Source organism: Sphingobium sp., from assembly GCF_036170395.1.
Lineage (GTDB): Bacteria > Pseudomonadota > Alphaproteobacteria > Sphingomonadales > Sphingomonadaceae > Sphingobium.
In genome coordinates, this window is record NZ_JAVHPD010000081.1 from 62,159 (window position 1) to 85,780 (window position 23,622).

25 protein-coding genes are annotated in these 23,622 nt (G+C 67.3%); 4 read left to right on the forward strand and 21 right to left on the reverse strand.

All coding sequences use genetic code 11. The features are described 5' to 3' along the window. The 16 genes from uraH to V2B31_RS19700 form a co-directional block, all read right to left on the reverse strand. Complete coding sequence (gene uraH, locus V2B31_RS19625) at window positions 1-333, reverse strand: hydroxyisourate hydrolase (protein WP_328281846.1); 333 nt, start codon at window positions 331-333, stop codon at window positions 1-3. Further along, window positions 330-1,751 (reverse strand): NAD(P)/FAD-dependent oxidoreductase, encoded by a 1,422-nt coding sequence (locus V2B31_RS19630; protein ID WP_328281847.1) that lies wholly within the window; start codon window positions 1,749-1,751, stop codon window positions 330-332. The genes uraH and V2B31_RS19630 overlap by 4 nt, the downstream gene beginning before the upstream one ends. Window positions 1,752-1,875: 124 nt before the next feature. Further along, complete coding sequence (gene uraD / locus V2B31_RS19635) at window positions 1,876-2,325, reverse strand: 2-oxo-4-hydroxy-4-carboxy-5-ureidoimidazoline decarboxylase (protein ID WP_328281849.1); 450 nt, start codon at window positions 2,323-2,325, stop codon at window positions 1,876-1,878. Beyond that, a complete protein-coding gene (hpxZ, locus tag V2B31_RS19640) occupies window positions 2,322-2,702 on the reverse strand; it encodes an oxalurate catabolism protein HpxZ (protein ID WP_328281851.1) in 381 nt (126 codons plus the stop codon). Before hpxZ ends, uraD begins: the two co-directional genes overlap by 4 nt. Beyond that, window positions 2,699-3,568 carry an allantoinase PuuE gene (puuE, locus tag V2B31_RS19645; protein ID WP_328281853.1) on the reverse strand — a complete coding sequence of 290 codons (870 nt, stop codon included), beginning with the start codon at window positions 3,566-3,568 and terminating at the stop codon, window positions 2,699-2,701. Before puuE ends, hpxZ begins: the two co-directional genes overlap by 4 nt. Beyond that, entirely contained in the window at window positions 3,565-4,746 is a 1,182-nt protein-coding gene (locus V2B31_RS19650; protein WP_328281940.1) for a pyridoxal-phosphate-dependent aminotransferase family protein, read from the reverse strand. Before V2B31_RS19650 ends, puuE begins: the two co-directional genes overlap by 4 nt. 43 nt (window positions 4,747-4,789) lie before the next feature. Then, window positions 4,790-6,097: a Zn-dependent hydrolase gene (locus V2B31_RS19655; protein WP_328281855.1), complete on the reverse strand. Its 1,308-nt coding sequence runs from the start codon at window positions 6,095-6,097 to the stop codon at window positions 4,790-4,792. Continuing rightward, window positions 6,091-7,674 carry a gamma-glutamyltransferase family protein gene (locus V2B31_RS19660; protein WP_328281857.1) on the reverse strand — a complete coding sequence of 528 codons (1,584 nt, stop codon included), beginning with the start codon at window positions 7,672-7,674 and terminating at the stop codon, window positions 6,091-6,093. Before V2B31_RS19660 ends, V2B31_RS19655 begins: the two co-directional genes overlap by 7 nt. Continuing rightward, on the reverse strand, window positions 7,674-8,600 hold the full coding sequence (locus V2B31_RS19665; RefSeq protein ID WP_328281859.1) for a 5'-methylthioadenosine/S-adenosylhomocysteine nucleosidase: 927 nt from the start codon (window positions 8,598-8,600) through the stop codon (window positions 7,674-7,676). Before V2B31_RS19665 ends, V2B31_RS19660 begins: the two co-directional genes overlap by 1 nt. Continuing rightward, window positions 8,597-9,967, reverse strand: coding sequence for an NCS2 family permease (locus V2B31_RS19670; protein ID WP_328281861.1), 1,371 nt, complete (start codon window positions 9,965-9,967; stop codon window positions 8,597-8,599). Before V2B31_RS19670 ends, V2B31_RS19665 begins: the two co-directional genes overlap by 4 nt. After that, the gene (locus V2B31_RS19675; protein WP_328281942.1) at window positions 9,964-11,304 is read right to left on the reverse strand and encodes an AtzE family amidohydrolase; all 1,341 of its coding nucleotides are present in this window, start codon (window positions 11,302-11,304) and stop codon (window positions 9,964-9,966) included. The genes V2B31_RS19670 and V2B31_RS19675 overlap by 4 nt, the downstream gene beginning before the upstream one ends. Further along, window positions 11,301-11,468: an AtzG-like protein gene (locus tag V2B31_RS19680; RefSeq protein WP_328281863.1), complete on the reverse strand. Its 168-nt coding sequence runs from the start codon at window positions 11,466-11,468 to the stop codon at window positions 11,301-11,303. The genes V2B31_RS19675 and V2B31_RS19680 overlap by 4 nt, the downstream gene beginning before the upstream one ends. A 1-nt stretch (window position 11,469) precedes the next feature. After that, a complete protein-coding gene (locus tag V2B31_RS19685) occupies window positions 11,470-12,450 on the reverse strand; it encodes a bile acid:sodium symporter family protein (RefSeq protein WP_328281865.1) in 981 nt (326 codons plus the stop codon). A gap of 108 nt (window positions 12,451-12,558) precedes the next feature. After that, the gene (gene sorB, locus V2B31_RS19690) at window positions 12,559-12,879 is read right to left on the reverse strand and encodes a SorB family sulfite dehydrogenase c-type cytochrome subunit (protein ID WP_328281867.1); all 321 of its coding nucleotides are present in this window, start codon (window positions 12,877-12,879) and stop codon (window positions 12,559-12,561) included. Window positions 12,880-12,887: 8 nt separating this feature from the next. After that, window positions 12,888-14,093 carry a SorA family sulfite dehydrogenase catalytic subunit gene (gene sorA, locus V2B31_RS19695; protein ID WP_328281869.1) on the reverse strand — a complete coding sequence of 402 codons (1,206 nt, stop codon included), beginning with the start codon at window positions 14,091-14,093 and terminating at the stop codon, window positions 12,888-12,890. Window positions 14,094-14,255: 162 nt separating this feature from the next. Continuing rightward, window positions 14,256-15,719, reverse strand: coding sequence for a PAS domain-containing protein (locus V2B31_RS19700; protein ID WP_328281871.1), 1,464 nt, complete (start codon window positions 15,717-15,719; stop codon window positions 14,256-14,258). 135 nt (window positions 15,720-15,854) lie between these two features. On the opposite strand from V2B31_RS19700, the gene V2B31_RS19705 reads away from it, so the two are divergent. From V2B31_RS19705 to V2B31_RS19720, 4 genes are read left to right on the forward strand one after another with little or no spacing between them, the layout of a single operon-like run. Continuing rightward, window positions 15,855-17,030: a zinc-dependent alcohol dehydrogenase gene (locus V2B31_RS19705; RefSeq protein ID WP_328281873.1), complete on the forward strand. Its 1,176-nt coding sequence runs from the start codon at window positions 15,855-15,857 to the stop codon at window positions 17,028-17,030. A gap of 12 nt (window positions 17,031-17,042) precedes the next feature. Then, window positions 17,043-17,633 carry a hypothetical protein gene (locus V2B31_RS19710; RefSeq protein ID WP_328281874.1) on the forward strand — a complete coding sequence of 197 codons (591 nt, stop codon included), beginning with the start codon at window positions 17,043-17,045 and terminating at the stop codon, window positions 17,631-17,633. Window positions 17,634-17,678: 45 nt separating this feature from the next. Further along, window positions 17,679-18,455: an ion channel gene (locus V2B31_RS19715; RefSeq protein ID WP_328281876.1), complete on the forward strand. Its 777-nt coding sequence runs from the start codon at window positions 17,679-17,681 to the stop codon at window positions 18,453-18,455. Beyond that, complete coding sequence (locus tag V2B31_RS19720) at window positions 18,452-18,790, forward strand: hypothetical protein (RefSeq protein ID WP_328281878.1); 339 nt, start codon at window positions 18,452-18,454, stop codon at window positions 18,788-18,790. The genes V2B31_RS19715 and V2B31_RS19720 overlap by 4 nt, the downstream gene beginning before the upstream one ends. 24 nt (window positions 18,791-18,814) lie before the next feature. On the opposite strand, the gene V2B31_RS19725 is transcribed toward V2B31_RS19720, so the two are convergent. Genes V2B31_RS19725 through bcsS form a run of 5 tightly spaced genes read right to left on the reverse strand, consistent with a single transcriptional unit; the run spans window position 18,815 to window position 23,485 of the window. Further along, window positions 18,815-19,084 carry an Hpt domain-containing protein gene (locus tag V2B31_RS19725; protein WP_328281880.1) on the reverse strand — a complete coding sequence of 90 codons (270 nt, stop codon included), beginning with the start codon at window positions 19,082-19,084 and terminating at the stop codon, window positions 18,815-18,817. Then, a complete protein-coding gene (locus V2B31_RS19730) occupies window positions 19,081-19,443 on the reverse strand; it encodes a response regulator (protein WP_328281882.1) in 363 nt (120 codons plus the stop codon). The genes V2B31_RS19725 and V2B31_RS19730 overlap by 4 nt, the downstream gene beginning before the upstream one ends. After that, window positions 19,440-21,923, reverse strand: a complete 2,484-nt coding sequence (locus V2B31_RS19735) for a CHASE3 domain-containing protein (RefSeq protein WP_328281884.1) — start codon at window positions 21,921-21,923, stop codon at window positions 19,440-19,442. The genes V2B31_RS19730 and V2B31_RS19735 overlap by 4 nt, the downstream gene beginning before the upstream one ends. Next, on the reverse strand, window positions 21,920-22,789 hold the full coding sequence (locus V2B31_RS19740; protein ID WP_328281886.1) for a glycoside hydrolase family 16 protein: 870 nt from the start codon (window positions 22,787-22,789) through the stop codon (window positions 21,920-21,922). The genes V2B31_RS19735 and V2B31_RS19740 overlap by 4 nt, the downstream gene beginning before the upstream one ends. A 9-nt stretch (window positions 22,790-22,798) precedes the next feature. Continuing rightward, a complete protein-coding gene (gene bcsS / locus V2B31_RS19745; protein WP_328281888.1) occupies window positions 22,799-23,485 on the reverse strand; it encodes a cellulose biosynthesis protein BcsS in 687 nt (228 codons plus the stop codon). Window positions 23,486-23,622: the final 137 nt, after the last annotated feature.

Genomic DNA, 23,622 nt, shown 5'->3' on the forward strand with positions numbered 1-23,622 from the left:
TCAGCTCCCCCGGTAGGTGGAGTAGGCAAAGGGCGAAACGAGCAGCGGCACATGATAATGGCCATCCGCATCGGCGATGCCAAAGTCGATCGTCACGACGTCGAGGAAGGGCGGATCGGGCAGATCGACCCCGCGCGCGCGGAAATAATCGGCCACGGCGAAGCGCAGCGCATAGCGGCCGGGGGCGAGCGCCGGCAGGCCGGGGCAGCGGCCGTCGGCGTCGGTCACGCCGCTGAACAGCGATGCGCCGTCCCCACCGAGCAAATGCAACGCCATACCCGCCGCCGGGTAGCCATGGGCGGTGTCGAGGACATGGGTGGACAGGCTGCTCATGCCGCCGCCTCCCGGCGCGGCCACTCGCCGACGAATTCGGCCTCGTCATAGGCGAGGAGGTCGGCGATCAACGCGTCCCGGTCGTCGAGGAACAGCTGATCGGTTACGCCACGCACTAGGCGCGGCAAGGCGGTCTGGAGACCCGACAGCGCCGAGGCGGACAGGCCGAGGCTGATGAGCGCGGAGTAATTAAACGCGAACAGGCCGTGCAGCAGGGCTTCGCCTTCCGGCGTGCGGGGCAGCAGCTCGAAGCAGGGGCCGAGATAGGGATGCGCGTCGATCAGGGCGTTGGTGGCGCCCGCCGGGGCGAAGCGATCGGCCCAGCGGGCGATATGCGGCGACAGGGCGGCAAGCTCCGGGCGCAGGCCGGGGTCGCTGACAAGGCCGGTCGACAGCAGCACGAAATCGAAATCATGCGTGGCGGTCGGCGTCGTCACCCGCACCTTTCCATCCACATGCGCGACTGCCGTCCAGGGCGACCCCAGATGCAGGTCGAAGCCGGGCCAGCGCGCCGCGCGCTCGAACGTGTCGTTGGTCGGCGGCTGGTTGTGGCCGAGAAAGCTCGCCATCACCGCATATTTTTCGGCGTCCGACAGCACCGGATAGCGGCCGGTGAAGCCGACCCGCTCCATGAAGCGGATGGGGTTGATTCGCGGCAGTATCTTGCGGCGGATGAAGACATGCGCTTGCGCGACGCCAAGACTGAGCGCGGCGTTGGCGTTATCGAACGCCGACGCGCCGCCGCCCAATATGCCGACGCGCTTGCCGGCCAACGCGGCATAATCCACCGGCTCGCTGGTATGGGCATAGAGATGCCGAGGCAGCGCGTCCTTGACCATGGCCGGCATATGCCATTCGCCCCCGCCCTGAATGCCGGTCGCCAGGACGACCTTGCGCGCGAGAAGCGCGGGCTGCCCTTCGATATGCAGCCTGTGGAGCCCGTCGCCAATCGGCTCGATCGCGGTCAGGCGCGTATCGTTGCGCACCGGCAGGCGCAGCACCCGCCGATACCAGCGCAGATAGTCCATCCAGTCGCCGCGCGCGATCTTGTCCACCGCCTCCCACCCCGCCGGGCCATGCTGTGCTTCCCACCAGGCGCGGTAGGTCAGGGCGGGGATGCCGAAGTCGATCGGATTAAGTTCCTTGGGCGTGCGCAGCGTAATCATCCGCGCATAGGTGCCCCATGGGCCTTCATAGCCGGCCGGGCTTTCGTCGATGATGAGGATGTTGGACACGCGCTCGCGCAGCAGGCCGAAGGCGGCGGCGAGTCCGCTCTGCCCGCCGCCGACGATGACGGCGTCATGGACATGCCCTTGCGGATGGCTGCGCGGCCGCGTCCAGTCCGCGCCGCCGAAGCCGATGAGCGAAAGCTGGCGGGCAAGCTCCGCTTCGAGCGCGGGGAGGCCAGCAACGGTCATGCGAGATGCCCTCCACAAATTCCGTCATTCCCGCGCAGGCGGGGATCCATCTCCGAACCTTGCGGCAGAAGATAGGGCGGGAGATGGGTTCCCGCTTCCGCGGGAATGACGAAAGAAGAGGACATCATATCTGCGCCTCCCTCTCCTTGAGCCTGAGCCTCACGATCTCGCCGATCTGCGCCAGCGCGTTCGCGATTTCGGTGTCGCGGTCGTGCGACAGGCGCGCCTCCATCGCTGCCAAAATCCCGGCCTTGTCGGTCAGCCGCACGCAGATGATGAAGGGGAAGCCGAAGCGGTCGCGATAGGCGGCATTGAGGTCGTGGAAGCGCGCGAACTCCTCCGGCGTCAGCCGGTCCAGCCCGGCGGACGCCTGCTCGGCGGCCGACGCATCGGTCAGGGTCCGGTCGATCGCGGCCTTGCCCGCCAGTTCGGGATGTGCGCGGATCAGCGCCAACTGCTCGTCGGGCGTCGCCGCATACAGCACCGCCATCAGATCGGCATGGCGGTCGCCGGACGAAGGCCGCGCATCGGCGCGCGCCTCGATCCAGGGGCTATGTTCGAACAGGGCCGTCAATGCGTGTTTCCTTCGAGGGATACATGGGCGGAGACGACTTTCCAGCCATCGGGGAACTTGACCCAGCTCTGCGTCTGACGGCCGCGCCGGTCGCTATTCTCGCGGAAGAATTCGGCGTCGGCGGTCGCAAAGCTGTCACCATAGACGGTGATGGCGACCTTCCCCAACCGGCGCTGCGGCGATCCGCCGCGGCCCTTGCGGAACTCGCGTATCTCCTCGATGCCGTACAGCACCTCGCCGACGCCATAGCGGTTGGTGGTCGGCGCGTCGTGGAACAGTGCGTCCATCGCCGGGATGTCGTCCTCCATCAGCGCGCGCTCATATTCCATGAAGGCGGCGGTGACTTGCGCCAGCAGGACCGGATCATCAATCTTCATGCGGGGTGGACCTCCATCCAGTGGCGGGCGATGTCGATGCGGCGCGCGATCCAGGCGTCGCCGGCGGCGGTGACATGATCGAGGAAACGAGCAAGGGCGCGGGCGCGGCCGGGGCGTCCGGCGATCCGGCCGTGCAGGCCGACCGACATCATGCGGCCGCCTTCCTCGCGCAACTGATCGAACGTGTCGCGCAGATAACGGAAGAACTGCTCGCCTTCGGTAAAGCCGTTGTAGGCCACGATCTTCATGTCGTTGGCGTCGAGCGTGTAGGGGACGATCAACTGGCCCTCGGCATAATAGGGCAGGTCGTCGGCATAGCTGTCCGCGTCGTAGAGAAAGCCGCCTTCCTCGCGCACAAGCCGCGCAGTGTTGGGCGAGGTGCGCCCCTGATACCAGCCGAGCGGGCGCGCGCCGGTGAGTTCTTCGTGGAGCGCCACCGCCTGCGCGATATGGTCGCGCTCCACCTCTTCGGGCACATATTGATAGTCGATCCAGCGCAGCCCATGGCTCGCTATTTCCCAGCCAGCCTGGATCATCGCCTTGACCGCTTGCGGGTTCATCGCCATCGCGCTCGCCACGCCGAAGACGGTCACCGGCAGCCCCCGTTCGGTGAACAGCCGGTGCAGCCGCCAGAAGCCGGCGCGGCTGCCATATTCGTAGAGGCTTTCCATCGCCATGGCGCGGTCCGGGTGGCTCGCCGCGCCGACCATTTCGGACAGGAAGGCTTCCGACCGGGCGTCGCCGTTCAGGACTGAATTTTCTGCCCCTTCCTCATAATTGATGACGAACTGCACCGCGACCCGCGCGCCGCCGGGCCAGCGGGGATCGGGCGGCGTAGCGCCATAGCCGATGAGGTCGCGACTCATCCTTCCCACGCCTCCATCGCCGCGTCCACCGCCGCGCCCGTCGGCAGGCCATATCCCTCGCGCCGCAGGCAGGTCTCCAGCGCGCCGAGCGTAATCAGCACCTTGTGCCGGGCGGCATTGTAGCCCATCGCGCCGATCCGCCAGATCTTGCCGGTAAGCGGGCCGAAGGCGGTGCCGATCTCGATCTCGAACGCCTCGCGCATCATCGTGCGGATGCGCTCGCCGTCCACGCCTTCAGGGATATACACCCCGGTCACATTGGTCATGCGATGGGCGTCGTCTCCGAAGACGGTCAGCCCCATGGCGCGCAGCCCCGCCGTCACCGCGCGACCGGCGCGCGCATGGCGGTCGTAGCGCGCCTCCAACCCTTCCCCCAGCATGATCCGCGCGCATTCCCGCGCGGCGTACAGCATCGACGTCGCCTCGGTATGGTGGTTGAGGCGTTTTTCGCTCCAATAATCCATAATCATGGCGAGATCGAAATAGTTGGAGCCGATGCGCGGCCCCGCGCCGTCCGTCATGCCGGCCGCCCTTATGCCAGCTTCGACATGGCGACGGGCGAAGATATGGTCGGCGGCAGCGTCCGAGATGGTGATCGGTGCCGATCCCGAGGGGCCGCCGAGGCATTTCTGAAGCCCGCCGGTGACGATATCCGCGCCCCAGCGGTCGCTCGTCATTTCCATGCCGCCGATCGTTGCGGTCGCATCGACATAAAGCAGCGCGCCGGCCGCGTGGGCAAGGTCGCCCAGGCCATCGAGCGGCTGCGCCATCGTCGTCGAAGTGTCGCCATGCACGGTGGCGACGATTTTCGGTCCGGTTCGCGCTATGGCGGCGGCGACGGCTTCAAGCGGGACGGTTTCGCCCCAAGGAACATCAACCGTTTCGACGATAGCGCCGATCCGCCCCAATATCTCTTGGAGCAGCAAGCCAAAGCGGCCGAAATTGACCACCAGCACGGTGTCGCCCGGTATGACGAGACTGACCAGCGACGCCTCTATGGCTGCGCGCGCGGTGCCATCGATCAGCATGGTCCAACGATTGCCCGTGCCGAAGATCGGGCGGTAGAGCGCCATGACCTGGTTCATATAGCCGGTCATTTCGGGATCGAACTGGCCCAAGAGGTCCGCCGACATGGCGCGCAGCACGCGCGGATGCGCGTTGACGGGGCCAGGCCCCATCAGCAGGCGCTGGGGCGGGTCGATCTCGCCGAAGAAGGTCGGGTCAAGCGGCAAAGGAATCTCCCAGTCGATCGATGAAGCCCAGCATCACCTGTAGCGCAATCTCCGCGTCGGCGGGATCGACATGCTCGGCGGGGTTGTGGCTGACGCCGTCCCTGCACCGGATGAACAGCATCGCGGTCGGGCAGAGCGCGGCCATCACCGTCGCGTCATGGCCCGCGCCGGAGACGAGGCGAAAGGGCGGCTGGCCGGCACCAGCGATCGCCGCGTCCATCATGGCCATGAGATCGGGCGCGCAGGGGCTGGCGGGCAGATCGTGGATGCGCTGCAGGTCGAAATCGAGACTGCGGGCGTCGGCGATACCCTGAATGGCCTCGATAATGTCCTCGGCCGCCTTGTCGCGCCGTGCCGGATCGCCCGAGCGGATATCGAGGGTGAAGCGCACCTCGCCCGGAATGACATTGGCCGCGCCGGGCAGCGCCTCGATCCGGCCGACCGTGGCGACGAGATCGGAAGCGTCCCCGTGCGCGATCCGCTCAATCGCCAGCAGCATCTCCGCCGCGCCTGCCAGCGCGTCACGGCGGAGCGGCATGGTGGTGGTGCCGGCATGATTGGCCTGCCCGGTCACGATCGCCTGATACCGCAACTGCGCCGCAATGCCAGTGACGGTTCCGACGGCGAGACCCTCGGCTTCTAGGACCGGGCCTTGCTCGATATGTGCTTCAAGATAAGCGAGGGCGGACGGGTGCCTTGCTGAGAGATATTCGTCACCCCGGACTTGTTCCGGGGTCCCGCTGTCTTTTCCGGCGTCCGATAAGAAGCGGGACCCCGGAACAAGCCCGGGGTGACGGAAATGAGCGATGGCGTCCTGCAACGTCACCCCATCCCCATCCACCAGATCCAGCGCGTCCGCCTCCAGCACGCCCGCCACCGCACGGCTGGTCAGCATCGCGGCGGGAAAGCGCGATCCCTCTTCGTCGCCGAACGCAATCACCTCGATGGGAAAAGGCATCCGCTTGCCCGCGCGGTGCAGCGCGTCCACGGCCTCCACGCCCAGCATGATGCCGAGCGGCCCGTCATAGCGTCCCGCGTCCCGCACGCTGTCCAGATGACTGCCGATCAGCAGCGCCGGCGCATCGGCGATCTCGCCCTCGTAGCGCCCGATCAGATTGGCTGCCGGATCGAGGCGGACGCGCATGCCCGCGTCCTCCATCCAGCCGGCCAGCGCACCCTGCGCCGCCGCATAGGCGGGCGTCAGATAGGCGCGGAACAGCCCGCCCTCCATGTCGCTGTAGGGCGCGACGCCCAGCGCGTCGCAGCGCGTCACAGCCCGTGCGCCCCCGCTCACCATGTCGCCACCGCGCCGTCGCTGCGGGGATCGGTCGCGCCGTCGAGCCGTCCGTCGGGATGCCGCACGATCGCGCCGGCATGGCCCATGGTGGCGGTCAGCGGCCCGACCTGCTCGACATCATGGCCAGCTTCGGCAAGGTCCACATAAAGCTGTTCATCGAACCCGTCTTCCAGCTTCAGCGTCGTGCTCTCCTCGCCCCAGGTGCGGCCGAGCAGCCAGCGCGGCGCGCTGATCGCCTGCTGGAGATCGACGCCGAAGCGGGCGTAGCGGGTGAAGAGCGCCGCCTGCGTCTGCGGCTGGCCTTCGCCGCCCATCGTGCCATAGGCCATGACCCGGCCGTCATCGAACCGCGCGAGCGCCGGGTTGAGCGTGTGGAAAGGCTTGCGGCCGGGCCTCAGCGCGTTCCAGCCATCCGGTGCAAGGCGGAAGCTGGACCCCCGGTTCTGCCAGGTGATGCCGGTCCTGGGCAGCACCACGCCGGAGCCGAACTCGAAATAGGTGGACTGGATGCAACTGACGACGCGGCCTTCGCTGTCCGCCGCCGCGAACCAGCAGGTGTCGCCCCATTGCGGCGGCTGCGGCCATGGCAGGGCGCGGGCCGGATCGATCTGCGCGGCCAGGCTGTCGAGCGCCTGGTAGTCGTCCAGTAGCCCCTGATAGTCATAATCATGGAACGCCGGGTCGCCGACATGGGCGTCCCGCAGCAGGAAGGCCCGCTTGGTCGCCTCGACCAGGCCATGGACATGATCGAAGCCGTCAGCGGTCTCGGCCCCCAGCCGGTCGAACAGCGCGAGAATAAGCAGAGAGGCGAAACCCTGCGTGGGCGGCGCGCTGTTGTAGAGGGTCGCGCCGCTGATCGGAACATGGAGCGGCGTGGGGCGGGAGGCTTCGTGCGCGGCGAGATCGGCGGCGGACACCGGGCTGCCCAGCGCGTCGAGATCGGCGGCGATGTCGGCGGCCAGCGCGCCAGTGTAGAAGCTGCCCAGCCCATCCTGCGCCAACCGTTCCAGCGTGTCGGCGAGCAGCGGCTGCTTGAGAATTTCGCCTTCCACGAGCGGCCGGCCTTCCGGCTCGAAGATCGCAGCATAGGCACCCGGCTGCACGCGCAGTTCTTCGCCCTTGGCCGCTGCGATGCCCGCGCCGCCCTTCGTCACCGTCACGCCGGCGCGCGCATGGCGACAAGCGTCGCGCAGCAGGCGGTCGAGCGGCAGCATCCCGCCGCTGCCCGCCAAGGCTGCTGCCCAGCCGGAGATCGTCCCCGCCACGGTGTTCGCCGCCAGCGGCCCGCGTGTCGGCACGGCAGCCATGCCCGCATAGAGCGATAGGTCCGCCTTCACCGCCGCCCCGCCGCAGCCATGGACGCCATGCACGCGCCCGTCCGGTTCGGCAATCAGCCAGAAACCGTCGCCGCCTATCCCCGTCATATGCGGATAGGCGACCGCCAGCGTCGCGGCGATCGCCACGCAGGCTTCCACCGCATTGCCGCCGTCGCGCAGCACGTCGCACCCGGCCTGCGCGGCCAGATGATGAGGCGCGGTCGTCATGCCGCCCCGGCCGGATATAGTCCGCATCGCCATCAGTCCGGCAAGGCCGCGACATAGGCGCGCACGACATGCGCGCTGTTGACCGACGCGAGATGCTCGAAGGTATCCTCCATATTCTTGGTGGCGTCGCCGCCGGCAAGATCGGAGAGGCTGCGGAAGAAGATCGCCGGCACGCGATTGGCATAGGCGACCTGCGCCACGGCCGCGCTTTCCATGTCCAAGAGGCGCGCGCCCCACGCCTTGTGCAGATATTGGCGGAAGGCCGCATTGTCGGCGAAGATGCCGGCCGATACGCCGGTGCCGCCGACGACGATCTTCGGCGATTTGGGCAGGCAGAGTTCAGAGCCCGGCAGCGCTTCGGGATGCGGCGGGACACAGCGTTCCAACTGCACGTCGGGCACGACTTTTCGGGCGATGTCCAGCAGCGCGGGATCGACCGCGAAGCGGAAGACGCGCTTTACCGGCGTCGCGTCGTTGCCGACCGTGGTGCCGCGCGGAAAGATGAAGTTCCAGTTGGCGGGTGCGTCCGGCCCGGCATTTTCGGGCGGGACATAGCCCCGCTTGGTGCGCCGGGCGAAGCTCGCTTCCAGATATTGGCCCCAGCTGTCCGCCACGATCACGTCGCCGATCGACAGCGCCGGATCGACGCCGCCGGCGATGCCGGAAAAGACGATGCGCTTCACCGCGAAACGATCGATCGCAAGCTGGCTGTTCATCGCCGCATTCACGATCGACACGCCGCTCATCATCAGGACGATCGGCTTGCCCGACATCGTGCCGGTCAGCAGCGTCATGCCGTTGATCTTGTGCTCGCGCGGCTGTTCGACATGGGCGACCAGCGCATTCCACTCCGGCCGATAGGCGGTCATCACGACCGTCCGGGGCGTCTCATCCAGCTTCTGCGCCGAAGCGGGCGCGGCGAACAGTGCGGAAAGAGCGAGGGCCAGAAAACGGATCATGCGGCCGACATCCAGACGAAGCGCACGACGAAGAGTCCCGCGAGCAGGAACAGGAACCAGTCCGTCCGCGTCGCGCGTCCCCGAATCAGCTTAAGCGCCGCATGGGCGGTGATGCCGAAGGCGAGGCCGTTGGCAATCGAGAAGGTCAGCGGGATCATCGCCACGGTGAGGAAGGCGGGGATCGCCGCCATCGGGTCTTCCCACTCGATCTCCGTCAGCGGCAGCAGCATCAGCCCGCCGACGATGATAAGCGCGGGCGCGGTCGCCGCCAGCGGCACGATCTGCGCATAGTGCGCGACGAACATGGTTGCCAGGAACAGGATGCCGGTGACCACCGCGGTTAGGCCCGTGCGCCCGCCGGCCTGCACCCCGGCCGCGCTCTCGACATAGGAGGTGACAGTGCTGGTGCCCGCGATCGACCCCACCATGGTCGCGACCGCGTCGGTCATCAGGATGCGGTTGAGGCCGGGAATACGCCCCGCCGCGTCCATCAGCCCCGCGCGCTTGGTGACCGCGACCAGCGTGCCGATATTGTCGAACAGATCGACGAACAGGAATACGAAGAGGATTTCGATCAGGCCGATGCCGTGCGACCCGGTCAGGCCGAACACGCCGGGCAGGTCGAGCTTGAACGCCGTGCCGGTCAGCGCGGTGAGGTCATAGGGTTCGGGCTTGACCGTCACTTGCCCGGTCAGCCAGCCGATGATGGTCGTTCCGACGATCCCGAACAGCATCGCGCCGCGCACATTCCAGACGCTGAGCGCGCCGATGATCGCGAGACCCAGCAGGGCGAGCGCCGCGCCGGGCGCCTTGAGATCGCCGAGCGCCACGAAGGTCGCGGGATTGGCGGCGATGATGCCGGCGTTCTTGAGACCGATGAAGCCGATGAAGAGCCCGATGCCGCCTGCCACCGCGGCGAACAGATAAGTGGGGATCACCGCGACGATCATCTGCCGCACGCCGGTCAGCGTCAGGATCAGGAAGGCGACGCCGGAAATGAACACGCATCCCAGCGCCACCGGCCACGGCACCCCCATCTGGCCGACGACAGTGAAGGCGAAATAGGCGTTGAGCCCCATGCCCGGCGCCAGCGCCAGCGGCGTGTTGGCGACCATACCCATCAATATGGACGCGAAGGCGGCGGCGAAGCAGGTGGCGGCGGCGACCGATGCCACCGGCATTCCCGCCGCGCTCAGGATCGACGGGTTGACCAGCACGATATAGGCCATGGTGAGGAAGGTGGTGACGCCCGCCAATATTTCGGTGCGCGGGGTCGTGCCGCGTTCGGTGAGGGCGAAATAGCGGTCCAGACGGCTGGTCGGCGGCGGCGCGGTCGCCGCCAGTTCCGGCGAAACGGCTTCGGTCATACTGAGTCCCCCTGAAACAAGCCCGCCGGCGACGTTACGCCGATCCGCCCTTCTTCTTCCAGCATCGCTGCGAAGCGGAATAAAGTGGCTTCGTCACCCGCCTTGCCGATCAGCTGGATGCCGATCGGCAGCTTGCCCGGCCGGTTGAGCGGGACGGACAAGGATGGCAGGCCGGTAAAGCTGATCGGCTGGCTGTGAATGCCGAGGTCGGCGCGGGCCGGAGACCAGGCGCCATCTATGCGGATGCGCGGATCGGCGATCAACGGCGCGACGCAGGGCGTCGCCGGCGCGAGCAGCACGTCATAATCGGCAATCAGCGCATTTACCTGCTGGCGATAGCGCGCTTTGAAGTCCTGCGCGGCCGCATAGAGTTCCGGCGGCAGCAGCGCGCCGGCGATCAGCCGGTCGCGGGTCGCGGGATCGAACGCTATGGGATCGCGCGCTAGCGCTGCCCGGTGCAGCGCCCCGCCCTCCGCCGCAGTAATCAGGAACGCCGCCGACCGCGCCGCGCCGATATCGGGCAGTTCGATCAGCGGCGCATCGGGCGCGATTGCGTCGATGGCCTCAATCTGGCCGGGATCGGCATTGTCGCGGAACCGCCCATCCAGCCGCGCGATGCGGAGCGCCCCGGTGCGGGGGGAGGACGTTGCCCCTGCCAGAACGCTCCAAACGCATTGCATGTCCTGGATGGACAAGGTGAAAGGTCCGACATCGTCGAAACTATGGGCAAAGGGCAAGACGCCGCCCATGGGCAAGCCATCATGCGTCGGCTTCAGGCCGTAAATGCCGGTCAGGCTGGCGGGCACCCGCACCGATCCATTGGTGTCGGAGCCGAGCGAAAAGGGCAGCAGTCCGGCGGCGACGACCGCCGCCGATCCCCCCGATGATCCGCCCGCCAGCCGGTCCAGATCGTGGGGATTGCGCGTCGTGCCATGATGCGCGTTGATCGTCGCGAAGCCGTAGGCGAACTCGTCCATGTTGAGCGTCGCGACCAGCACCGCGCCGGCGGCCCGCAGCTTCCCGATCGCTTCGGCGTCGGCGGTCGCGGGCGGCGCATCGGCATAGAGGCTGGACCCGGCCGTCGTCGGCAGACCCGCGACGTCGAACAGATCCTTGACCCCATAGGGCACGCCCGCCAGCGGCCCCGGATCGCCGCCCGCCGCAACGATGGCGTCCACGGCCTCCGCCTCCCGCCGCGCCCGGTCGGCGAGAAGTCGGGTGACGGCGACCAGCCTTCCGCCTTCGCGTTCCAGTCCGGACAGGCAATGCTCCAGTACGGACATGGCCGTCACCGCGCCGGAGTTGACGGCATCGGCGATGGCCGTGGCGGAGGTCATGCGCATTCCGCACCCCCTTCCGCCAGCAGCGTGCGCGCATGACGGTCGAGCAGCGCCAGATTGGCGAGCACGCCCGGCATACAGGCCGGAAGGATCGGCAGGTCGAGCGCCGCGGCTACGGCGAGCGCTTCGTCCTCGGTCAGGGGGATGCGGGGCTCCCCCATGTCAGCCCGCCTCCATCTGCCGGCGGTAGCGCGCGGCGAGCGCGGCGCAGACGAACAGCTGCAACTGGTGGAAGATCATCAGCGGCAGCACGATCATGCCGACGCTCGCCGGCGCGAACAAGGCGCCCGCCATCGGCACGCCCGAGACCAGGCTTTTCTTCGAGCCGCAAAAGAGCAGCACGATCCCGTCCTCGCGCGGCAGCTTCAGCAGCCGCGCGGCGAGCAGATTGGCCCCCATGACGATCGCCAGAATGAGCGCGCTTAGCCCCAGCAGCGCCGCCATGTCGCCCCATCCCAATATCGACCAGATGCCGTTCACCACCGCCGCGCTGAAAGCGGAATAGACGACCAGCAGGATCGACCCCCGATCGACGATCTGGAGGATTGCCTTGTGCCCCGCCACGAACCCGCCGATCAGCGGGCGCAGCAGATGCCCTGCGACGAAGGGCAGCAGCAATTGCAGCAATATGGCTTCGATCGAATGCCAGCTCATCTGCACGCCGCTGCCGCTGGTGGTCATCAGCTGGCTGACGAGTAGCGGCGTCAGCACGATGCCGATCAGGTTGGAGAGCGACGCGCTGCACACCGCCGCCGCGACATTGCCGCCGGCGATCGCGGTGAAGGCGATGGACGATTGCACCGTGGACGGCAGCAGCGTCAGATAAAGCAGGCCCGACAGCAGCAGCGGATCGACCCAGCGGCCCGACAGACTGACCGACGCCAACCCGATCGCGGGAAACACTATGTAGGTAGAGCCGAACACCAGCAGATGCAGCCGCCAATTGCCGATGCCCTGCACGATCGCTTCGCGCGAGAGCTTCGCGCCATGCAGGAAGAACAGCAACGCAATTGCGAGATCGGCGACCACCCCGACCCACTCCGCTGCCATCCCGCGCACCGGCAGGAGCGACGCAGCCGCTACCGTTGCGACAAGGAACAGCAGAAACGGGTCAAAGGATCGGATAAGGCGGATTGCACGCATGCAGCATGCTGATGCCTGTTTCGCCCCGATCTATCCAACGCAATGATCGGGACGGATCGTTGCAAAAAAATGCGCACATTCCCAAATGCCCACAGGCAAGCAGCGCGTTCAGCGCCCCTGACCGTCGCCCGGCATCGCGCCATAGGTCGCCCCCAGATAAGCGGCGATCCGGTCCGCATCGGCGGGTTCGATCGGCGCGCCATAGACCGTCACCATCTTGGCGACGCTGTCCTTCCAATATTGCGCGCCCTTACCCCTGGGCTGGGTCGTGATATAGTCGAGCGAATGGCAGGCCGAACAGATGCCCGCCGCAAGATCGCGGTCCGGCCCTGGCAGCAAGGCGACGGGTCGTTCCGCCGGCAGCCGATAGGTCATCGCCGTCGCTGCGCTCGCGCAGGCTGTACCGGCGATCAGGAGCGCTGCGGGCAAGCGCAACCTCATTGCGCAATGACCTCCACCGCCTCTACCTGGTTGCGCATATAGCCGGCCGGCTGCCAGCGCTGCTCCATCGGCTGGGTCTCGCCGTTCCGGCCGGTCGCGCGGACGAGAATGCGGTGCGCGCCGCGATCGAGCGCCACCGGCAGCGACCAGGGCCGGAAACTGTAGCGACCCAGATCCTGTCCCAGAGCTGCCGCCCGCCATTGCCGCCCGCCATCGGTCGACAGCGCCACCTGCGCGATCCCGGAGCCACCATCGAAGGCGATGCCCGACACAAGCTCTCGCCGCCCGGCCTTGACCCGCGCACCGTCGGCATGGCTGGTCAGGAACGACCGGACATTGAGCCGCCCGATCGGTCGCGTCTTCTCCGGCTTTGTGCCCGGCGGAACGCAGGCGCAGTCATTGTCGGGGATGCGGTAGGCGGTCTTCATCCAATAGCCGTCATAGGCGGCATCCACCACATTGATCTCGTTCAGATGCTTGATCCAGTAGGTGCCATAATGGCCCGGCACTACCAGCCGCAGCGGATAGCCATTGAGGAAGGGCAGGTCGGCCCCGTTCATGCCCCAGGCGAGCATGACCTCTCCATCGCCGGCATGGTCGATGTCCAGCGCCTTGATGAAATCGGGCACGCCCTCCACCGGCGGGTTGTCGAGGCCGTTGAAGGTTACCTGCCGCGCCCCTGCCCGCACCCCCGCGCGGTCGAGGAGCGCACGCAGCGGCACGCCGGTCCAGCGCGCATTGCCCATCGCCCCATGGCCGAGCTGGCCCCCGCCAACGCGCGGATCGGAAAAGCCCCGGCTGTTGCCCGAACATTGGTTGACCGCGACAACCTCCTGCACCGGAAAGTCCCGCTTTAGATCGGCCAACGACAGCGACAGCGGCCGTTCCACATGACCGCCCAGGGTCAGGCGAAAACGCGCGGGATCGATATCGAGCGGCAGATCGGACAGGTGGTAACGCACGAAAAAGGCGTCGTTCGGCGTGATCGGACCTTCGGTAAAGACGCCGAGCGGCGTTTCAAGCTGCGGCGGGCGCTCGGTGAGGCGGATCAGCGGCCGCTTCTGCGGACAGGCGATCAGCGATCGCGCGCCGTTACCGAAAGGCAGCACGATCCCGCGCGCGGCCGCGCCTGGGGCGGCGATGCCCGCAACGCCACCTACCGCCAAAGCGGCGATGACGCCACGCCGATCCGTCTCCGTCAAAAACGCCTCCGCAAGCCGTTCCCGGACCGATCGCTACTCCATTTCCGCCGCCGGGCGAAGGCGCGATCTGCACAAGGGGGAACATCATCTATGAGAATATCTGATAGGTCAGCCATCGGCACAAATGGGACGCTCCGCCCGCTTTGAAGATAGGGGCCCGGATCAAGCCCGCTGATCGCCCGCTTCGCCGCTTGACGGCGTGATGCCGGCGGCAAGGGCGATCTGGAGAAGTACGGTGAGGCTGCCTGCATTCAGCCGGCTCATCACCTGGGCGCGGTGCAGTTCGACCGTGCGGGGACTGATGCCGAGTTTCTGGGCGATCACCTTGTTGGTTCCGCCGTCGATGAGTCCGGCCAGTACCTCGCGCTCACGGGGGGTCAGGCGCGCGATGCGGGCGCTCGCATTCTCGTCGCGCGTCGCCGCGCGGGCGGAGCCCTGGCACTCGGCAATGGCGGTGGCAAGGCTGGCGCGCATCGCTGGTTCCTCGCCAGCCGCGACATAGTCGATCGCGCCTGCCTTCATCGCTGCAACCGCGCATGTCACGTCCGCGCCGGCTTCGTCGAGCGCGATCGTGGGCATGGGGATCGACCGCGCCCGCAGTTCACGCGGCACGGACAGCGCTTCGTCTCGCCCCTTGCGCAGGTCGAGAAGGATGCAGCCCGCGGCCAGCACGGGCGCGATGTCGAGAAAGGCGGCCCCGCTGTCAAAGGTCCGCGTGCGATAACCAAGAGCGCGGACGATGGTGCTTAGCGCGCGCGCTTCCCGCGCCTCGCCGCTGACGATATAGACGTGGCGCATATCGTCCTGCGTCAGATCTTCGGCGATCCCGCCGATGCGAGTCACCGCGCCACCTTCGTCGAAGATCGGGAAGCTGGTGTCGCGCAGCCAGCGGATCGCCCCGTCGCGGGGGCGCATGATCCGATATTCATATTGAACGACATCGCCGGCTTTCACGGCTTCTAGCGCATGGCCGACCTGCGGGCGGTCATCGGGGTGAACGTCCGTCATCCAGTCGCCAAGTTCGCTCGCGGCCGCTTCGCAGCTGATGCCCCAGATGCGTTCATAGGCCGCGCTCCGATAGATGATCCGGTTGGCGGCCGGATCGCCGATCCAGATGAGGTTGCTGCTGTGCGCGGCGAAGCTGCGGAACTGGGCTTCGCTCGCGCGGATCGCCGCCTCCGCCCGCCGCTGCGCCGTCACGTCGATCGCCGCGCCGATGAAGCCGGCCGCGCGCCCGTCGGCGAAGCTGGTGCGGCCGGACGTGGCAATGCGGCGGGTGACGCCATCGTCGCGCCCGATCACGCGATATTCGACATGATAGCTGCCATCGCCGGCGGGATCGACGCAGCGGGCGATGGCGTCGCGCACCTTGGCGCGATCATTCGGATGGATGCCGCCTTCAAACAGCGCCATATCGACGGGCGTATCGGGCGGCAGTCCCCACATCGCCCGCACCCGATCGTCCCATTCCAACGCGCCGGTGGCCGGATCCCAGGCATAGATGCCGATGCCGACCAGCTCGGTCGCCGCCTTGAGCCGCGCTTCGCTTCGCCGCAGCGCGTCGTCGGCGGGAAATGGGTCGGCACGATCGCTTGACGCGCGCGCGGCTGGCAATTTTTCCGCCACGGTTTCGGCTCTCCTCGGATCTTGCCGGCGCAGCCGGCAAATCCCGTGGCACGGGAAGGTTCCCTAGGGATCGCCCTTATGGGGTTGGAACGAGGCGAGACCTAGATCGGCGTCACCCAAACCAAGGAGACCGGCATGAAAGCCCTAGTCTGGCATGGCAAGGAGGACATCCGATACGACACGGTGTCCGACCCTTCGATCGAAAGCCCCCGCGACGCTATAATCAAGGTTACAAGTTGCGCCATTTGCGGGTCCGACCTGCACCTGTTTCATAACCTGGTGCCGGCCATGTTGCCGGGCGATATCATGGGTCATGAGACGATGGGCGAAGTGGTCGAGGTGGGCAGCGCGGCCAAGGGATCGCTCCAGAAGGGCGACCGCGTCGTCATCCCGTTCACCATCCAGTGCGGCGAATGCGACCAGTGCCGGCGCGGCAACTTCTCGGTCTGCCAGCGGACGAACCGCAAGGGCGCGCTCGGCGACAAGGCGTTCGGCCACCGGACGGCGGGGCTGTTCGGCTATACCCACCTGACCGGCGGCTATCCGGGCGGACAGGCCGAATATCTGCGCGTGCCCTTCGCCGACACGACCCACATCAAGGTGCCCGACGGGATAGACGACGAGAAGCTGCTGTTCCTCTCCGACATATTGCCGACCGGCTGGCAGGCGGCGGTGCAGGCCGACATTCAGCCGGGCGACACGGTCGCGGTCTGGGGCTGCGGCCCGGTCGGCCAGATGACGATCCGCTCGGCGATCCTGCTGGGCGCCGAACAGGTGATCGCGATCGACCACTTGCCCGAGCGTCTGTCCATGGCGGCAGCGGCCGGCGCCATCACGATCGACTTCACGCAGGAAAGCGTCGTCGAGCGGCTCAATGAGCTGACGGGCGGAGAGGGACCGCACAAATGCATCGACGCGGTCGGCACCGAGGCGCATGTTAACCTCGGCCAGCCCGACACGCTGCTCGACCGCGCGAAGCAGATGCTGATACAGGAGAATGACCGGCCGCATGTGCTGCGCGAAATGATCTATGTCTGCCGGCCGGGCGGGGTCATCTCGATCATCGGCGTCTATCTCGGCCTCGTCGACAAAATGCCGATGGGTCAGGCGATGAACAAGGGGCTGACCTTCCGCATGGCGCAGGCGCATGTGCCGCGATGGACCGGCGATCTCCTTCGCCGGATCGAGGACGGGCAGATCGACCCCTCCTTCGTCATCACCCACAAGGTCGACCTGTCCCAAGGCCCAGAGATGTACGCCACCTTCCGCGACAAGGCGGACGGCTGCATCAAGGTCATGCTCCAGCCCTGAAGGAAGCTCCCCATGCCTCTCACCAATCTCACCGGCATCACCCGCTCCAAGGGCGACCCTCGCGTCGAGGAGAAAGGGCCGAGTTCGCTGACCGCGCCCGACCGGCTGGCGCGGGCGCTCGGCTGGTTCTCGATCGGCCTCGGCGTCGCGGAATTGGTCGCACCCCATCGCATCGCCCGCTCGCTCGGACTTGAAGGCAGCGAGGAGCTGATCCGGGCCTATGGCCTGCGCGAACTGGCGAGCGCCGTGCCGACCCTGTCGTTCGACAAGCAGGTTGGGCTCGCGGCGCGGATCGGCGGCGACGCGCTCGACCTCGCCACGCTGGCGACGGCGCTGCACCCCGGCAATCCCAAGCGCGGCAATGCCGCGCTGGCGTTCGCGGCGGTAGCCGGCATCACCCTGCTCGACATCCTCGCTTATGCCGGCGTGCAGGCGGCGCATCATCGCGACCGGGGCAGCGCCAGGCGGGATTATTCGTCCCGATCGGGCCTGCCGCGCGGACCGGAAGCGTCGCGCGGGCTTGCGCGCGAGGACTTTGATATTCCCTCCGACTATCGAGCGGAAGGAACGGTGGCCGCGGCACTGCCCGCGCCGGCCGCATAGCGCACCCCGTTGGTGAGAGGTCCAGCCCAAGCCATGACCTGAACCATGATGATCGAGCAGATGATCGGAGCAGCGCTGATGCTGCTGTTCCTCGCCGATATCTTCCTTACAGTGCTCTACGCGCGGGCTGGCACCGGATTGATCGCGCCGCACTGGAGCCGCCTGATCTGGGCCTTGCTCCGCGCGGTTGCGGCTCCTTTCGGCCGGCGTCGCGGCGAAGTTCTGTCGGTCGTCGGGCCATTGATCGTCGTGTCGCTGATCGGCTTCTGGGCGATCGGCATGGCGGCCGGCGCCGCGCTTGCGATCCACCCTGAACTCGGAACGGCGATCCGGCCTTCCAGCGGTAAAGCCTCGACCGATTTCGTCACTGCGCTAATGGTGGCGGGCAACAGCCTATCGATCGTGGGCGGCGGGGACTATTCGCCGCACACGACCGGCACGCGCCTGCTCTTCCTCATCAACTCGCTGATCGGCGCGTCGATGCTGTCGCTGGTGCTGAGCTACCTGGTGCAGGTCTATTCCGCCCTTCAGGCGCGCAACGCGTTGGCGCTGACGGTGGATCTGATGAGCGACGGCACCGGGGACGCGGCGGTGATGCTGGCGCGGCTCATGCCCGAAGGCGAAGCCGGTGACGCGACGAGCGATCTGGGCAATCTAGCCCGCTCGCTCGCCGCGACCAAGGAGGCGCATCATTTCTACCCGCTGCTCTTCTATTTCCGGTTCAAGGAGCCCTTCTACGCCGTGTCGCGGTTCAGCTTCGTCCTGCTCGACGCGGCGACGCTGATCGACACCGCGCTGGACCGCGGCGCTATGGCGCTGTGATAGCCTCTGCTTCTGTCGCGTCATTGCGGCGCGGCGTCAGCCTGCTGCTCAAGACGTTGCAGTCCAATTTCCCGACCGCAGACGAGCATGTCGATGACGCGATCGATACATGGCGCCTTCGCCAAAGCTATCTGGACGCTATCGAGACGCTCAAGGCGGCAGGGATCGCGGTCCAGACCGACGGCATCGAACCGTATGTCGCGGCGCGACGGGCCTGGGAGCCGGCGATCCAGCGTGTCGCGCCGGTTTTGGGCTATACCATTACCGAGATCGACAGCCGACGGACAGAGGATAGAGAGCGGTTGCAGAAAGGGCCGATCGGGCCGCGAGATTGAACAGCCGCCACCGCAGTCGGCAAGTCACTCTGCCAGTTCGACCCGCAACGCTTCGATCAACGCGCGCTTTCGCTCGAGAGAGGGCTCGCCGGCGCCAATCCCGGCATCGAGCGCTCGAGCCGCCTCGCCCAGCGCGTTCATACCCAATGTTCCTGCCATCCCGGCCATGCGATGCGCTACCCGCTGCAATTCAGCCGCCGGCATGTCGCCCGCCTCGATCGCGGCCAGATCCTCCCGGCATCGCTGCCGGAAGCGTGATCTGATCTGCGCCAGCCGGGCGTCGATGTCGGTCATAGAAACTGCCGCGCTTCCGCCGCCAGCGCCATGGGATCGAACGGCTTGGCAAGCACGCCGGCCGCGCCCAAGGCAAGCAGATGATCGGCATCGCGTTGCGAGCTGCGCGCGGTGATGAAGACGATCGGAATAACCGCGGTCTCCTCCTGCGCGCGCAGGGCACGCAAGGTCGCGGGGCCGTCCATCACCGGCATCATGAAGTCGAGCAGGATGAGATGCGGCTGCCAGTCGCGCGCCACCTCCACGGCTTCGCCGCCCGACGCGCACAGCCGCACATCCAGCTCCGGGTCGAGGCCGAGCGCGATGTCGGCCACTTCGCGAATGTCCGGCTCATCGTCCACATAGAGGATGCGTATCATGATTGCGCCTCCGGTGCTGCCTCACGCCACAGATGCTGCACCGTCGCGACCAGCCGCTCAATCGGTGTGCGCGCCTTGGTGAGATAGGCTTCGACCGTGCGCGCGACATCGGGGTCGGCGTCCTGCGCCGAAAAGATGATGACCGGCACCGGCGGCGCATCGTCGCGGCGCAGGTCCGGCAGCAGGTCCAGGCCCGACCCGTCGCCGAGGCCCAAGTCGAGAATGGCGAGATCGAAGGCAGCGCCCGCCAGCGCGGCGCGTGCGGCCTTCAGGCTCTCGACCGAGACGATATCGACCTGCCCCTCCAGCGCGGTCGCGACCAGCCGCAGCACATCGGGATCGTCATCGACATGCAGCAGCCGGGGCGTTCCGGCCCGCCGCTCCTTATCCACCACACGCCGGACGGCGGCGACCAGCCGGTCGAGCGGCAACGGCTTTTGCAGCCAGTCGATGATCTGGAGCGCCTCGACCTCGATCCCGCCCTGTTTCTTGTCCGCCGAGATCATCAGGATCGGCACGGCCTGCATTCCCTCTATCTGGCGTAGGCCGCGCACGAGCGCGATGCCGCCGCCGCTGGGCAGGTTGGAGTCGACCAGCACCAGGCGATAGCGACGTTCCTGCACCGCCTTCATCGCCTGCGCGCTGCTGTGCACCCGGTCACAGGCCATGCCGGTGCCGGCCAGCGCATCGGCCATCTTCGCGGCGAGATCGGGGTCGCGCTCACAGATCAGCAGGCGGTCGACCGCGCCCTCGGCTTCTTCCGGCGTCGCGGCCGGAAGGGTGACTTGGAAGGTCGTGCCCTGACCTGGCGCGGAATCGAAGCTGACCGTGCCGCCCAGCCGTGTGACGATTTCCTTGACGATGCTGAGCCCTAGCCCCGTCCCGCCCTTTTCCCGCGCATCGGACGAGTCCGCTTGGGCGAAGCGCTCGAAGATGCGCGCGCGGAAGGCCGCGTCGATGCCGCGCCCGCAGTCCGACACGCTGACCCGGTGGTGTCCCCCCTCGGTTGTCAGAGCGATGCCGACCATCTCTCCCGTGGGGGAGAATTTGACCGCGTTGGAGATGAGGTTGGCGAAGACCTGCATCAGCCGGTCGGGATCGGCCCAGACGAAACTGCCCTCCGGCACCGGCTCCAGATGCAGCGCCACGCCGAACTTGTCGGCATAGCCCTGGTGCTGATCCCGCGCTTGCGCCAGCATGGCGGACAGATCGACATAGCGATTGACGAAGCGCATCTGCCCGGAATCGATCTTCTCGATATCCAATATGTCGTTGATGAGCCGCACCAGCCGGTCGGCATTGTCGCGGGCGATGACGATCAGCCGCTGCGCCCGCTCCGGCAAGGCGCCGCCCGCGCCGCCGACCAGCAGTCCGAGCGATCCGGCGATCGAGGTGAGCGGGGTGCGCAGCTCGTGACTGACGCTTGCGACAAACTCGGCCTTCAGGCGCTCCACCCGCTTGCGCTCCGAAATGTCGCGCGCGACCGCAACATAATGGATGCCGTCCGCCAACGAGACGGCCGACACCGCCACGTCGCAGGAAAAGATACTGCCGTCGCTGCGCCGGCTCAGGATTTCCTGCATCTGGCCCGGCTCCCCCTCCACCAGGCGCATGGCGCGCAGCTGGGCGGCGACCTGCCCGCGCGCGGGTTGATCGGCAAACAACATGCCGACGTCGCGGCGCAGCAGATCCTGATAGGCATAGCCGAACATGCGGGATGCGGCGCGGTTCATCGCCTCGATGCTGCCGCTGGGGTTGAGGATGAAGATGCCGTCCATCGCGCTGTCGAGGATCGCTTGCCGCCGCCGCGAGATATCGTCGAGCCGCTCGAACGCGCGCCGCCGCGACCGCAGCGCCTGAAGCACGACAAATCCGCTTGCGCCCAGCAGCACCGCCAGCGCGCCGAGCAGCAGCAGGCTATTGCGCCGCATCGCGTCCTGCGCCTGGTTGGACCGGGCGAGGACGGAGGCGAGCCGCCGTTCCTCCGCCGTCCGCAGGCGGCCGATTTCCCCCCTGATCCGGTCCATGACGCGCTTGCCTTCGCCGCCCGTCACCATCGCGACCGCGCCGCTCCAGTCGCCTGCCTGGCGCAAGCGGATGGTGCGGGCGGCAAAGGCCAATTTCTGCGCCGACAAGCGTCTCAGCCGCGTGAGGTCGGCCTTGGTCCCCCCAGTGACCGGCAGGCGCTCAAGCGCCGTCAGGCTGGCGTCTATATGACGGCGCGCTTCATCATAGGGTTCAAGAAAGGCGCGCTGGCCGGACAGGAGATAGCCGCGCTGGCCCGTTTCCATATCCTGATGTTCGGACAATATGGTCTGGAGCAACCAGCGCCGATGATGGGACCGCTCGACCTCCTGCTGAAGGCTGCGGCTTTCATCCGCCTGCGCCGCCAGCATGACGCCGACCCCAGCGATCAGCAGGATGACGCCCAACGCGGCTGCGACAATGGCCCAACGCCGCCAGCCCAGCGCCATGTTCATGCCGCGCCTTCCTCGAAGACCCGCACATAGTCGACCTCCAGCCGCGCGGGCAGGGCATCGTCGTCGATCCCTTTGGCCCCGCCCCAGTCTCCGCCGATGGCGAGGTTGAGGATCAGGTACATGGGGCTGTCGAGCGCGACGCCGAGATCGGCCGGGTGAACCGTGAGCGCGACGCGATCATCGACGCCGATGCGGACCCACTGGTCGGTCCAGTGCAATTGATAGCGGTGGAAGGCGGCGCAGGCGTCTGCCACCTGCGTGGTCGCGGTCGGATGATCGCCGTTGCGGAAATTGCGCGCGGGCGTCTGCACCGAATGGTGGATGATGCCAGGTTGCGCGCCGACATGCTCGGCCATGTCGATCTCGCCGCCCTGCCAGCGCCGGCTTTCCCGCACCGGCAGCAGCCAGATTGCGGGCCAGGTGCCGCGCGCGCAGGGCATTTTGGCGCGGACCTCGAAATAGCCCCGCGTCCAGCTTCGACGGCCGCGCGTCACCAGCCGCCCGGACGTGTAATGCTGTCCGCCCCAGTCGGGATGGCGCGCGCGATCTAGCGTTTCGCGATGCGCCTCGATCAGCAACACGCCGTTTTCGACACGGATGTTGCGGCGGCGGTCGCGCGCATAATATTGCGCTTCGCCATTATACCAGCCCTGCCGGTTGCGATGCGTGTCGTATGTCCATTTGGCGGGATCGGGGCTGTCGCCGCCGTCGAATTCTTCCGACCAAGTCAACCGGTAACCTTCCGGCACGGCCAGGGATGCGGGCGGAGGTGCGCTGGACTGGCCCGGCTGCGCGGCGGGGATGCAGCCTGAAAGCGGGAGGAGCGCGGCCATCAGGCCGGCCGGCACGAGGCGCATGGCCGGCATCGAAGCGGCCTAGAAGACCCGGCTGACGCCCAGCGCGACATAGGGTTTCGCCTTTCGTCCGGCCTGTTCGCTCGCGCCCGCCGACAGCTGCCCCTGCCAGTCGCCGCCCAGCGCGGTGGAGAGATGCCCGCCCAGGCTGACGCGGGTATAGGTGGGATCGCCCTGCAACAGGGTTTCGAGGCCGATGCGGGTCTGGCTGCGTTCGTCGACCAGCCGGGTCAGGCGCAGCTGGCCGATATAGGACTCGTTGCGAACGCCCCATGAGCCGAACCAGCCCAGCCGCCACTGGTTGCCCAGCGCGCCGTCGGTCTGGAGGCCGGCGTCGATGCGGGTGCCGCGCAGCTTGTTGCCCGGATCGTCGGGATCGAGATTGGTGTCGGTGATGCGCGGGCCGGCCGACAGGTTGACCCAGCCCCAGTCGCCCGAAAACTGATAGACCAGCGCTACTTCCGCGCCGACATAGGTCGCTTCGATGCGCTCGCTGGTGCGGTAACGATAAGTGCCGCCATTGACCCCGGCTCGGACCGCGAGGCCATGCCCCAGCGATCCGCCGGGAAGCGCGACCAGCCCGCCGGCATAGCCGCCCGCGCCGTCCCCGACGCTGCCGCCGGCATAGATAACGCCCCGATCCTGCGCGAAGGCAACGCCGGACGGCGCGAGCAGGGCAAGCGCGCCCAGGATGAATCGGATCGTCACGCATCAGGCTCCGTCGATGACCAGACCCCGACTCTCCCCGCCACAGTTTAATTTTTTCTTAACTCCGATCCCTTCTATTCAAGCAGGATCAATCGGTTAGGGGGAGTTTGAGGCTTGCGGCAGGTGGGCCGAGCATG

What these genes read in the sequence shown, in the direction of transcription:
- uraH (WP_328281846.1), bottom strand. Translation starts at nt 333, where the DNA reads ATGAGCAGCCTGTCCACCCATGTCCTCGACACCGCCCATGGCTACCCG.
- V2B31_RS19630 (WP_328281847.1), bottom strand. Translation starts at nt 1,751, where the DNA reads ATGACCGTTGCTGGCCTCCCCGCGCTCGAAGCGGAGCTTGCCCGCCAG.
- hpxZ (WP_328281851.1), bottom strand. Translation starts at nt 2,702, where the DNA reads ATGAAGATTGATGATCCGGTCCTGCTGGCGCAAGTCACCGCCGCCTTC.
- puuE (WP_328281853.1), bottom strand. Translation starts at nt 3,568, where the DNA reads ATGAGTCGCGACCTCATCGGCTATGGCGCTACGCCGCCCGATCCCCGC.
- V2B31_RS19650 (WP_328281940.1), bottom strand. Translation starts at nt 4,746, where the DNA reads ATGGGGCCTGGCCCCGTCAACGCGCATCCGCGCGTGCTGCGCGCCATG.
- V2B31_RS19655 (WP_328281855.1), bottom strand. Translation starts at nt 6,097, where the DNA reads ATGGTGAGCGGGGGCGCACGGGCTGTGACGCGCTGCGACGCGCTGGGC.
- V2B31_RS19660 (WP_328281857.1), bottom strand. Translation starts at nt 7,674, where the DNA reads ATGGCGATGCGGACTATATCCGGCCGGGGCGGCATGACGACCGCGCCT.
- V2B31_RS19665 (WP_328281859.1), bottom strand. Translation starts at nt 8,600, where the DNA reads ATGATCCGTTTTCTGGCCCTCGCTCTTTCCGCACTGTTCGCCGCGCCC.
- V2B31_RS19670 (WP_328281861.1), bottom strand. Translation starts at nt 9,967, where the DNA reads ATGACCGAAGCCGTTTCGCCGGAACTGGCGGCGACCGCGCCGCCGCCG.
- V2B31_RS19675 (WP_328281942.1), bottom strand. Translation starts at nt 11,304, where the DNA reads ATGACCTCCGCCACGGCCATCGCCGATGCCGTCAACTCCGGCGCGGTG.
- V2B31_RS19680 (WP_328281863.1), bottom strand. Translation starts at nt 11,468, where the DNA reads ATGGGGGAGCCCCGCATCCCCCTGACCGAGGACGAAGCGCTCGCCGTA.
- V2B31_RS19685 (WP_328281865.1), bottom strand. Translation starts at nt 12,450, where the DNA reads ATGCGTGCAATCCGCCTTATCCGATCCTTTGACCCGTTTCTGCTGTTC.
- V2B31_RS19705 (WP_328281873.1), top strand. Translation starts at nt 15,855, where the DNA reads ATGAAAGCCCTAGTCTGGCATGGCAAGGAGGACATCCGATACGACACG.
- V2B31_RS19710 (WP_328281874.1), top strand. Translation starts at nt 17,043, where the DNA reads ATGCCTCTCACCAATCTCACCGGCATCACCCGCTCCAAGGGCGACCCT.
- V2B31_RS19715 (WP_328281876.1), top strand. Translation starts at nt 17,679, where the DNA reads ATGATGATCGAGCAGATGATCGGAGCAGCGCTGATGCTGCTGTTCCTC.
- V2B31_RS19725 (WP_328281880.1), bottom strand. Translation starts at nt 19,084, where the DNA reads ATGACCGACATCGACGCCCGGCTGGCGCAGATCAGATCACGCTTCCGG.
- V2B31_RS19730 (WP_328281882.1), bottom strand. Translation starts at nt 19,443, where the DNA reads ATGATACGCATCCTCTATGTGGACGATGAGCCGGACATTCGCGAAGTG.
- V2B31_RS19735 (WP_328281884.1), bottom strand. Translation starts at nt 21,923, where the DNA reads ATGAACATGGCGCTGGGCTGGCGGCGTTGGGCCATTGTCGCAGCCGCG.
- V2B31_RS19740 (WP_328281886.1), bottom strand. Translation starts at nt 22,789, where the DNA reads ATGCCGGCCATGCGCCTCGTGCCGGCCGGCCTGATGGCCGCGCTCCTC.